This window comes from Salmonella sp. SAL04214 (assembly GCF_046550615.1).
Taxonomy (GTDB): Bacteria; Pseudomonadota; Gammaproteobacteria; order Enterobacterales; family Enterobacteriaceae; genus Salmonella; species Salmonella enterica.
Window position 1 is genome coordinate 214,889 of sequence record NZ_JBGDXT010000009.1, and the last position, 11,469, is coordinate 226,357.

The 11,469-nt window shown below is 53.1% G+C and carries 8 protein-coding genes and 2 tRNA genes; 4 read left to right on the forward strand and 6 right to left on the reverse strand.

Features of this window, described 5'->3' with window-relative positions:
* Positions 1–300 precede the first annotated feature (300 nt).
* Positions 301–1,266, reverse strand: a complete 966-nt coding sequence (gene glk, locus ACLJQD_RS16510) for a glucokinase (RefSeq protein ID WP_000170380.1) — start codon at positions 1,264–1,266, stop codon at positions 301–303.
* Positions 1,267–1,469: 203 nt separating this feature from the next.
* Here glk and ACLJQD_RS16515 point away from each other — a divergent pair, with 203 nt between their 5' ends.
* Positions 1,470–2,705, forward strand: coding sequence for an ion channel protein (locus ACLJQD_RS16515; protein WP_017441408.1), 1,236 nt, complete (start codon positions 1,470–1,472; stop codon positions 2,703–2,705).
* Positions 2,706–2,724: 19 nt separating this feature from the next.
* On the opposite strand, the gene ACLJQD_RS16520 is transcribed toward ACLJQD_RS16515, so the two are convergent.
* Positions 2,725–4,377, reverse strand: a complete 1,653-nt coding sequence (locus ACLJQD_RS16520; protein WP_017441407.1) for an alpha-keto acid decarboxylase family protein — start codon at positions 4,375–4,377, stop codon at positions 2,725–2,727.
* Positions 4,378–4,556: 179 nt separating this feature from the next.
* On the opposite strand from ACLJQD_RS16520, the gene mgrA reads away from it, so the two are divergent.
* Complete coding sequence (gene mgrA, locus ACLJQD_RS16525; RefSeq protein WP_017441406.1) at positions 4,557–5,555, forward strand: L-glyceraldehyde 3-phosphate reductase; 999 nt, start codon at positions 4,557–4,559, stop codon at positions 5,553–5,555.
* A 113-nt stretch (positions 5,556–5,668) separates the two neighbouring features.
* A complete protein-coding gene (gene ypeC, locus ACLJQD_RS16530) occupies positions 5,669–5,995 on the forward strand; it encodes a DUF2502 domain-containing protein YpeC (RefSeq protein WP_000490091.1) in 327 nt (108 codons plus the stop codon).
* Between the two features lie 60 nt (positions 5,996–6,055).
* Here the strand turns inward: ypeC and ACLJQD_RS16535 are convergent, their stop codons facing one another.
* Positions 6,056–7,297, reverse strand: a complete 1,242-nt coding sequence (locus ACLJQD_RS16535) for an Nramp family divalent metal transporter (RefSeq protein WP_000131734.1) — start codon at positions 7,295–7,297, stop codon at positions 6,056–6,058.
* A gap of 342 nt (positions 7,298–7,639) precedes the next feature.
* Between ACLJQD_RS16535 and nupC the strand changes: the two genes are divergently transcribed.
* Positions 7,640–8,842, forward strand: coding sequence for a nucleoside permease NupC (gene nupC, locus ACLJQD_RS16540; protein WP_000376343.1), 1,203 nt, complete (start codon positions 7,640–7,642; stop codon positions 8,840–8,842).
* A 52-nt stretch (positions 8,843–8,894) separates the two neighbouring features.
* Here nupC and ACLJQD_RS16545 read toward each other — a convergent pair whose 3' ends face one another.
* From ACLJQD_RS16545 to ACLJQD_RS16555, 3 genes are all read right to left on the reverse strand, one after another.
* Positions 8,895–11,084 carry a sensor domain-containing phosphodiesterase gene (locus ACLJQD_RS16545; protein WP_017441405.1) on the reverse strand — a complete coding sequence of 730 codons (2,190 nt, stop codon included), beginning with the start codon at positions 11,082–11,084 and terminating at the stop codon, positions 8,895–8,897.
* Between the two features lie 189 nt (positions 11,085–11,273).
* Positions 11,274–11,349, reverse strand: a tRNA-Ala gene (locus ACLJQD_RS16550).
* A 42-nt stretch (positions 11,350–11,391) separates the two neighbouring features.
* Positions 11,392–11,467: transfer RNA gene (locus ACLJQD_RS16555), tRNA-Ala, on the reverse strand.
* Positions 11,468–11,469 lie beyond the last annotated feature (2 nt).

Genomic DNA, 11,469 nt, shown 5'->3' on the forward strand with positions numbered 1-11,469 from the left:
GTAAATAAGGCAGCGAACCGGATACGTATAGTAAAATAAATCCCTGTTTTCGCCTGACTAACCGCCATGACATGATGACTCAACGCGCTGGTGTTTGACCTTTCGCTCAGCAAGAGTAAAGTGAAATAATTCAGACAGTTGAAGCATTCATGCACAGGAAAGGCAATGAAAAAAGCCGCGTGAGGCACGCGGTTTGAGACTGGCAAGAGAATGTTTCATTGCCTGATGACGCTGCGCTTATCAGGCCTACAGATGACACACTATTGTAGGCCGGATAAGGCGTTTATGCCGCCATCTGGCTTATAGAATATGACCTAATGTCTGGCGCAGATGCGCGCCGGAACCTAACAAGCCAGGATTATCATGGACAATCAGATAGACCGGAATACCGTGTACATAATCTTTAAAGCGGCCTTTATCTTCAAAGCCACCACGGAAGCCGGACGCTTTAAAAAATTCCAGGAAGCGCGGGACAATACCGCCAGCGATATAAACGCCGCCAAATGTCCCCATGGTTAACGCCAGATCGCCGCCAAATCGCCCCATGATGACGCAAAAGAGCGACAACGCGCGGCGACAATCGATACAGCTATCCGCCAGGGCGCGTTCGGTAATATCTTTCGGGCGCAGATTTTCCGGCAGACGGTTGTCGGACTTAACAATCGCCCGGTAAAGATTCACCAGCCCCGGGCCAGACAGCACGCGCTCGGCGGAAACGTGGCCAATTTCGGCGCGCAATATTTCCAGAATCATAGCTTCTTCTTCGCTATTAGGCGCAAAATCGACATGCCCGCCTTCGCCCGGAAGGCTAATCCAACGCTTATCCACATGCACCAGATGCGCCACGCCCAAGCCGGTTCCCGCGCCATACACCGCAATAGGTTTGCCGTCTACCGGTTCGCCGCCGCCGAACTGAATTAAATGCTCTTTTTTCAGCATCGGGATCGCCATCGACACGGCGGTGAAATCGTTGATGATTTCCAGATGGCTAAAGCCGAGATTTTTTTTCATTTCCGCAATAGAAAAAGCCCAGGTATGGTTAGTCATCGCTACCCAGTCACCGGTAATCGGGCAGGCTATGGCGATACAACCATCTTCCACGCTGACGCTATGCTCATCGAGATAAACGCGCACCACGGCCTCAAGACTGGGATAATCCAGGCCGGAATACGTTTTGGCCTGCGAGATTTCTCCACTGGCGATATCACACAGGGCAAGACGCGCATTCGTGCCGCCTACATCTCCTACTAAAGCATACTTTGTCATTCTTCTACTGCTCCGCTAAAGTCAAAATAAGTCTTTGTCACACTGTAAATTCATGGGGGCATAACAACAACGGCCATCAGGCTGACTGCCTATAAATATAGATCTTCATCACAGAATTACTTTCTTGTTTCAGCACCAATTGCAGCAATGCCGTCGGGCAGGCTGTGCAAAATAGGTATACGACCCCGTGTAAGGAAGAGATTATGTTCCACCCGCGTGCCCGAACGATGCTGCTGCTGTCGCCCCCCGCGCTGATTATTGGCGTAGCGTCAAGCCTGGTTTTAATCGCCTCGATGAAAGTCGCGTCGGTTTTTCAGCAATTTCTTTGGCAACGACTGCCCACCAGCATCGGCATCGCTTATGATTCGCCGTTCTGGATAGTGGGTATGCTCACGCTAACCGGGATCGTGGTGGGTTTGATTATCCGTTACAGTCCCGGACACGCTGGCCCCGATCCGGCCATCGAACCGTTAATCAGTATGCCGGTCTCGCCATCTGCGCTGCCCGGGCTGCTTCTCGCCTTAATCATCGGCCTTGCTGGTGGGGTAAGTTTGGGGCCAGAGCATCCGATAATGACAATAAATATCGCGCTGGCAGCGGCTTTCGGCTCCCGCCTGTTTCCGCGTATCACGGCGTTAGACTGGACGATTCTGGCCTCAGCGGGCACCATCGGCGCGCTGTTCGGCACGCCCGTCGCTGCGGCGCTGATTTTTTCGCAAACGCTTAGCGGCTCTAACGATATTCCCATGTGGGATCGCCTGTTTGCGCCGTTAATGGCGGCAGCGGCGGGGTCACTCACCACCAGCCTGTTCTTTCATCCGCATTTTTCGTTACCCATCGCCCATTACACGCAGATGCGGCTGGTGGACATTGCCAGCGGAGCGATCGTCGCGGCGATCGCCATTGCCGCAGGGATGGTCGCCGTCTGGTGCCTTCCGCGTCTGCATGAGTTGCTGCACCGACTGAAAAATCCGGTCCTGATTCTCGGCATTGGCGGTTTTATACTGGGTATTCTGGGCGTCATTGGCGGGCCGCTTACCCTGTTTAAAGGCCTGGACGAAATGCAACAAATGGCGTTTAGCCAGACGTTGGGCGCGGGAGATTATTTTACCTTAGCCGTCGTCAAACTCGCCGCGCTGGTCATCGCGGCGGCGAGCGGCTTTCGCGGCGGGCGCATTTTTCCGGCTGTGTTTATCGGCGCGGCGCTGGGGCTCATGCTCCATGCCCATGTTGAGGCCGTACCCGCGGCGATTACCGTCTCCTGCGCGATTCTTGGCTTAGTGCTGGTAGTGACGCGCGACGGCTGGCTCAGTCTGTTTATGGCGGCAGTCGTCGTACCGGATACCAATCTGCTGCCGCTGCTCTGCATTGTGATGCTCCCCGCCTGGCTATTGCTGGCGGGAAAACCGTTGCTGGCCGCCAACCGTCACGAACCCTAATCCGGCGCAGCGGGGGCCATTATCCCCCGTTGCGGGCTTCCAGCGCCCGGGTCACGGTACGCAGTAATTCCGGCAGATCGGCTTTTGGCAACATCACTTCAATAAATGACAGACGTTGTGGGCGCGCCAGACGTTCGAGGACCTCTGCCAGTTGGATAGCCTGCGTCACCCGCCAGCACTCCGCCTGTTGCGCCGCGTTTAGCGCCGGTGGTATCTGCGTCCAGTTCCAGCTCGCGATGTCGTTATACCGCTGGGCCGCGCCGTGAATGGCGCGCTCTACGGTATAGCCGTCATTGTTGAGCAGCAGGATGACCGGCGCCTGCCCGTCGCGTAACATCGAGCCCATCTCCTGAATCGTGAGCTGCGCCGCGCCATCGCCGATAATCAGAATCACCCGCCGATCGGGACAGGCGGTTTGCGCGCCAAACGCGGCGGGCAAGGAATAGCCGATAGATCCCCACAGCGGCTGTACCACAACCTCCGCGCCGTCAGGAAGCGACAGCGCGGCAGCGCCAAAGGCGGCGGTCCCCTGGTCGACAAGGATAATATCGCCGGGTTTGAGATACTGCTGTAAAGTTTGCCAGAAGCTTTCCTGGGTCAGTTCTCCCTTATCAATCCGCACTGGCTGTCCGGCGGAACGCGTCGGCGGCGGCGCAAAAGCGCATTCAAGGCACAGTTCGCGCAGCGTAGACACCGCCTGCGCCATCGGGAGGTTGAACCAGGTTTCGCCGATGCGCGACGCGTAAGGCTGAATCTCCAGCGTGCGTTCCGCCGGCAATTGTTGGGTAAATCCGGCCGTAAGGGTATCGACAAAACGGGTGCCGACGCAGATAACCCTATCGGCGTCCTCTATGGCCTGACGCACTTCTTTGCTGCTGGCGCCTGCGCTATAGGTGCCAACGAAGTTCGGGTGCTGTTCATCAAAAAGCCCCTTCCCCATCAGTAGTGTCGCATGAGCGATGGGCGTTTCCGCCATCCAGCGTTGCAACAGTGGTCGTAAACCAAAACGCCCGGCAAGAAAGTCGGCCAATAGCGCAATGCGCCGACTGTTCATCAGGCACTGACGGGCGTGGTAACGAAAAGCCGTCTCCACGCCGCTTTGCGCTTCATGCACGGGCAACACCAGCGCCTGCGTAGGCGGGATGGCCGTTTTTTTCGCCACGTCGGCGGGCAACATGATGTATCCTGGCCTGCGTGCGGCAAGCATTTCACCCAATACACGGTCAATCTCGAAACAGGCGTTCTGTTCATCCAATATTGCGCTGGCAACAGATATCGCCTGACTCATGCGATAAAAATGACGAAAATCGCCGTCACCGAGGGTATGGTGCATCAATTCGCCACGCTGCTGCGCAGCGCTACAGGGCGCGCCGACGATATGCAAGACCGGGACATATTCCGCGTAACTGCCCGCGATACCGTTAATAGCGCTAAGTTCTCCCACGCCAAAGGTGGTGAGTAGCGCTCCAGCGCCCGACATGCGCGCATAACCGTCCGCGGCATAAGCGGCGTTCAGCTCATTGGCGCATCCCACCCAACGCAAGGTCGGGTGGTCAATCACATGGTCAAGAAACTGCAAGTTATAATCGCCCGGTACGCCAAAAAGATGGCCAATGCCGCATCCTGCCAGTCTGTCCAGCAAATAGTCGGCCACGGTATAGGGGTTTTGCATGACAGCTTTCCTTCTGACGTTGACATTATGTTGAGTATTAAGGAATGCCGATGGCTGTCCAGCACGGCGGGGATGAAAGCCTGGAAAACAATGTTTACAGCGGCAAACAGTAAAAGCCGGATACCGCCTGGCGAGTGTAACCGTATACACTATTTATTCACGCCACAGGGGGAAAGGTCATGATTTATCAGCCCGATGAAAATCGTTATCACACAATGGAGTATCGTCGCTGCGGGCGCAGCGGCATCAAACTTCCCGCCATTTCACTGGGGTTATGGCACAACTTCGGCGATGCGACACGGGTAGAAAATAGCCGGGCGCTGCTGCAACGCGCGTTCGATCTGGGCATTACCCACTTTGATCTCGCCAATAATTATGGGCCGCCGCCGGGCTCCGCAGAATGCAATTTTGGCCGCATTCTGCAGGAAGATTTTTTACCGTGGCGTGATGAATTGATCATCTCCACCAAAGCGGGCTACACCATGTGGGATGGCCCTTATGGCGACTGGGGTTCACGGAAATACCTTATCGCCAGCCTCGATCAAAGCCTGAAACGTATGGGGCTGGAGTATGTCGATATCTTTTATCACCATCGTCCCGATCCCGAAACGCCGCTTAAAGAGACGATGAAAGCGTTAGATCACCTTGTGCGCCAGGGCAAAGCGTTGTACGTGGGGATCTCTAACTATCCTGCCGATCTGGCCAGACAAGCTATCGATATTCTGGAGGATCTCGGCACGCCTTGCCTGATTCATCAGCCTAAATATTCGCTTTTTGAGCGTTGGGTAGAGGACGGGCTGCTGGCGCTGTTGCAGGAAAAAGGCGTCGGCAGTATTGCCTTCTCGCCGCTGGCGGGCGGGCAGCTCACTGACCGTTATCTGAATGGCATTCCGGAAGATTCCCGCGCGGCGAGCGGAAGCCGTTTCCTTAAACCAGAACAGATTACCGCCGACAAACTGGAAAAAGTTCGCCGGTTGAATGAACTGGCTGCACGACGGGGCCAAAAATTGTCTCAGATGGCGCTCGCTTGGGTGCTGCGTAACGATAACGTTACCTCGGTACTGATTGGCGCCAGCAAACCGTCGCAAATCGAAGACGCCGTAGGAATGCTGGCCAATCGCCGTTTTTCGGCGGCGGAATGTGCAGAAATTGACGCTATTCTGGAGGGCCGGTTTTAGCAAAAAATGCTCTCCTTCATGATTTAAGAGTTAAGGCGATGAAACAAATCTTTACTGCTTTGTAATATTGCATTAACAGGCCGGCGACGGCTCGATCGTGAAGGAGAGAAAGTATGTTCAGGTCACTGATTCTGGCGGCAGCCTTGCTGGCTTTTACACCGCTTGCCGCGAATGCGGGCGAAATCACCCTGTTGCCCTCAATAAAATTACAGATTGGCGATCGCGATGATTACGGTAACTACTGGGACGGTGGTCGCTGGCGCGACCGTGATTACTGGCACAACCATTATGAATGGCGTAAAAATCGCTGGTGGCGCCATGACAACGGCTATCATCGCGGCTGGGATAAGCGTAAAGCGTATGAACGCGGTTATCGGGAAGGCTGGCGCGATCGCGACGATCATCGCGGGCGAGGCCGGGGTCACAAACATCATCACTAAGCCTCCTGCTGAATAACAGCCCGATGACGCCCACGCATCGGGCCTGCTATCTTTCTGTCTTTATGACAATCCCATCACCGTTCCAACCAGCAACCAGATATTCAGGGCGACGACCAGCACGACAATTATCCAGCCAATCTGTTTTACTCGCCGCGTGTTCACCAGCTCGCCCATTAGCGTAGCGTTACTGGTGAAAATCAGGAGCGGCACCAGCGCCAGCGCAATACCAAAACTCAGCAGCACCTGGCTCATCACCAGAATTCGGGTAGGGTCCAGCCCCATCAAAATCACAATAAATGAGGGCAGCATGGTAATGGTGCGCCGTACCCACAGCGGAATGTGAAAACGGACAAACCCTTGCATCACCACCTGCCCCGCCAGAGTCCCTACCACGGTGGAGGAAAGCCCTGCCGCTACCAGACTAAGACCAAACACCGTTGCCGCCGCATGGCTTAGTAACGGTTCCAGCGTCAGGTATGCCTGATCGAGGTCGGCGATGCCTGTATGGCCGCTAAAATGAAACGCCGCCGCGGCGGTCGCCATCATTGCCAGATTGACAAAACCGGCAATCGTCATGGCAATAGCGACATCCCATTTTGTTGCTGAGTACCGTTGTTGCCGCGTTCCGCCGTGCAGATGCTGCGTTAATGACGAGTGCAGATAAATCACGTGCGGCATAATCGTCGCGCCAAGCACGCCGGCGGCTAAGAATACGGCTTCCGGGTTCGGTAGCGCCGGGATAACCATTCCTTTTCCGAGCTGCGCCATATCAGGCTGAGAGAAAAACAGCTCCACAATGTAAGCAGCGGCGACAAAAAGCAGTAAACCGCCGATGACTTTTTCAAGCGGTTTTTGACCGCGGCGCTGTAACATTAAAATCAGAAACGTCGCGATACCGGTCAATACCGCGCCTTGTAATAAAGAGACGCCCAGGATCAGCTTAAAACCTATTGCCGCGCCGATAAATTCAGCTAAATCGGTGGCCATCGCGATGATTTCCGCCTGTACCCAGTAAAACCAGACTACCGGGCGCGGATAATGGTCGCGAATTTGCTCCGCCAGGTTCTTGCCCGTGGCGATTCCGAGTTTTGCCGAGAGGATTTGAATCAGCATCGCCATCAGGTTCGCCCAGACCACCACCCAGAGTAGCTGGTAGCCAAAGCTGGCGCCGGCCTGAATATTGGTCGCGAAGTTACCGGGATCGATATAACCAATCGCGGCAATGAACGCAGGTCCCATTAATGCGAGCCTTAGCTTGCGCGCCGCCCGTCCGCTGCTATTCTCTACGCGATTGTCAGTCATCTTTTGCCTCAAAAACATAGCCTTTGCTATGTTTCATGCTATGTTTATTGATAATGATTATCAAGTGCATTTCAATGGGTACGGGTGATTACTTTGATAGTGTGAAACGATAGACCGATACGATGACGACCTGTATCAGAACAGTTTGGCTTAACATTACAAGATTAGCACACTGATATAACTTTTCATTTTCATATTCAGTACAGTAAAAGTGTATTACAGATCACTAATTTTGAATCTCGTCACAGGTCCTTATTATAGTGTGTGTTGGATCTCGTTTTCTTTACGGCTGTTGCATAGAATGTGCACGAAAATTAAACCTGCCTCATATTTGGAGCAAATATGGACCGCGTCCTTCATTTTGTCCTGGCGCTTGCCGTTGTTGCGGTACTCGCACTGCTGGTTAGCAGTGACCGTAAAAAAATTCGCATTCGTTATGTCATTCAGTTACTTGTTATCGAAGTATTACTGGCCTGGTTCTTCCTGAACTCTGATGTTGGCCTTGGCTTCGTAAAAGGTTTCTCCGAGATGTTTGAAAAACTGCTCGGATTTGCCAACGAAGGGACAAACTTCGTCTTCGGCAGTATGAACGATCAAGGTTTGGCGTTCTTCTTCCTGAAAGTATTGTGCCCGATTGTCTTTATTTCCGCGTTGATCGGTATTCTCCAGCATATCCGTGTTCTGCCAGTGGTCATCCGCGCTATAGGTTTCCTGCTGTCCAAAGTAAACGGTATGGGCAAACTGGAATCTTTTAACGCCGTCAGCTCGCTGATCCTCGGTCAGTCTGAGAACTTTATCGCTTATAAAGATATCCTCGGCAAAATGTCCCGTAACCGCATGTACACCATGGCTGCAACGGCGATGTCGACCGTTTCCATGTCTATTGTGGGCGCGTATATGACCATGCTGGACCCTAAATATGTGGTCGCAGCGCTGGTTCTGAACATGTTCAGCACCTTTATCGTACTGTCGCTGATCAACCCCTATACCGTTGATGCCAGCGAAGAAAATATTCAGATGTCGAACCTGCATGAAGGCCAAAGTTTCTTCGAAATGCTGGGCGAGTACATTCTGGCAGGTTTTAAAGTGGCGATTATCGTCGCGGCGATGCTGATCGGTTTCATCGCGCTGATCGCGGCGCTGAACGCGCTGTTCGCAACGGTTACCGGTTGGTTCGGCTACAGCATCTCCTTCCAGGGCATTCTGGGTTACATCTTCTACCCGGTCGCATGGGTAATGGGCGTACCGTCCAGTGAAGCGCTGCAGGTAGGAAGTATCATGGCGACCAAACTGGTTTCCAACGAATTCGTGGCGATGATGGATCTGCAGAAAATCGCCTCTACCCTCTCTCCACGCGCTGAAGGCATTATCTCCGTCTTCCTGGTGTCCTTCGCGAACTTCTCTTCCATCGGTATTATTGCGGGCGCGATTAAAGGCCTGAACGAAGAGCAAGGCAACGTGGTTTCCCGTTTTGGTCTGAAACTGGTTTACGGTTCTACGCTGGTGAGCGTACTGTCCGCCTCTATCGCGGCGCTGGTACTGTAAGTCTGCGTTTAATGTAGAAACCGGGGAGCTATCCCCGGTTTTTTTATGCCGCTTATTTGCCTAACGGGCGCGGGCGGCCAATCAGATATCCCTGCAAACTGTGTACGCCAAGCTGCAATAGCAGATCGCGCTGCGCAGGCGTTTCAACAAACTCAGCCACGACGCTCAACGATTTCGCTTTCGCTAAATCAGTGATGGATTTCACGATCATCGCATCCAGGGAGTCCGTCAGAATATCTTTTACGAAACAACCGTCGATTTTAATGATGTCCGCCTTGAGGCGTTTTAGCCGTTCATAGTTTGCATAGCCGGTGCCGAAATCATCAATGGCGATTTTTAGGCCAAACTTACGCAGCTGGTTGATATTGTGCATACTGATTTCGGAATGAGAGAAGGCCTGTTCTTCAGTAATTTCGATGATGACCGAAGCAGGCGGGACGCCATAGCGTTTAAAAAGCTGCATAATGCGCGACGCCGTCTCTTTTTGCAGCAGCGTCAGCGGCATCAAATTAACCGAGAAACGCGCCCCCTGCTCCGCCGAAGGATGCGCGGACAACCATTGCAGGAGCGCTTCCATCACCTGCATATCAAACCGTACGCTCAGGTTAAACTGGGCGATAAGCGGAATGAACTGATTGGGCATCATGATACCGTCGTCGCACCGAAGCCGCGTCAGAATCTCGTCATACCCTTTTCCCTGCGCGTCGCGAATGGGTTGCGCATACAAAACCAGCGCGCCGCGCTCCAGCGCCTGACGGATTTTCTGCAACCGCAGCACCCGTTCCGTCGTCTGCCCGGAAGCGGCTTCAATACTCTGGGTCAGAGCAAGCACCCGACGGTGCGAGCAGGATTGCTCCGCCAGCCAGCTTAATTGCCCCAACAGCGGTTGCAAGGTTTCCTGGCGACCATCGAATGTTCCCCACGATGCGCCGTATTCCATGTCCAGACCGGTATTGTTCCAGTAAATTTTGCGGTTATTAAGCACATTGAGCATATATTGCAGGCGGGCTTCCGTCTCCGGTCCCGTCAATACCAGCAATAACTCACTGCCCGGCAGATGGAAAATTTTCTCCTTTTCCAGCAGCAGCGGCTGCAACACGCGAAACACCTCGCGTTCGCAATGCACGCGCATCTGCATACCGTAATGACGGCTCAGAAATTCCAGGTTTTCCATGCGTAGATAACACACGCTTTGCCCGGCATCCTGTAAAAGAAACTGTTCCAGCGCACGCAGGTTAGGCAGTTGCGTCAATGGATCGGTCAATGCCTGCGAGTGCCACTGTCGATTCAACCATTCGCTGCGCTGATTAATCCGCGCCATGTACAACAAACAAATACTAAAAGAAATGAGAACTGAAAGGATAAATGCCAGCGAATATTCTGAGCCCACGCCCTGCAGAAAATTGCGGTTATAGCTAAGCAGGAATAGCGCAGTGAGAGCCCAACTAAAATTCAACAGCGGATAGCTGATTTTCCCCACGCCGATGGTAAATCCAATGAACAGAACTGGCACCAGATAGCCAGCAATATACTTTGTCTCGAAAGGCGTACACAGCACCGCTAATAGCGTCGCCAGAGTGGCAAACCAGAGAAGCGTAAACAGGCGTTTTTCTTTGGCGAGATAAGGAGCGACATCCCTCCGCCAGAAAATACGCATATAGTGCGGGCTGACTATCATCCGCAGCGGATAATAGAAAAAGAGGGTAAAAATAAGCGCGGCAGAAATCAGACTCAATAAATCGACAATCGAGAAAATAGCGGTGCCGGTGCCAAAGAAGGTAGAGATGGTCACCGGGAAAGCCAGGTAGTGCCCCGCCAGATGCATACTGATTTTTATGCCAAACGGCGTCATTAACCCTAACCAGAAAACGCGTAGCCAGATGCCTTGGTTGGGTATTCCGTAGCGCCAGCGCGCGCCCAGCTGCCAGCGTACGATAGCGCAAACCAGCAACACGGGAAACGTCTGGCAAAATAGCAGCACCATCGCCTGTGGCAGAGGTAAATGAAAATTCCATTCATTAGTCAACATCATTCCGCCTACCATCGGCGCGACGCCACGGCGGCCAAATAAAAACAGCACGGAAAACATGACGCAGAGCGGTAGCCAGGCCAGAAAGATATAGCTGGAATCAATTGTGGCGCGGGGAGAAATGAAACGAGATAACAGAATAGCCGGAACGGTCAGGCAGAAGGCCAGTAAGAATATTTTTATATTTTTTAATACGTTACACTTATCCGGCATTGCTTTAATGCTCACATCATTATATAAGGCGCATGAATAATAAGTATATTCGCATTATGAAGCAATCTAACAAAAGCTCATATTGACCGCAAAAGCAGCGGCAAACAAACGCACCTGAAGAGCAGATCAAAGGCCATAATTTTGTGACAAAAAGCAAAAACCCTCGCTTTTCAGCGAGGGTTCGAATGTTGGTGGAGCTAAGCGGGATCGAACCGCTGACCTCTTGCATGCCATGCAAGCGCTCTCCCAGCTGAGCTATAGCCCCATAGTGCTTTTACGTATACGCCAAATTTATCGGGAGTAAATTTGGTGGAGCTAAGCGGGATCGAACCGCTGACCTCTTGCATGCCATGCAAGCGCTCTCCCAGCTGAGCTATAGCCCCAC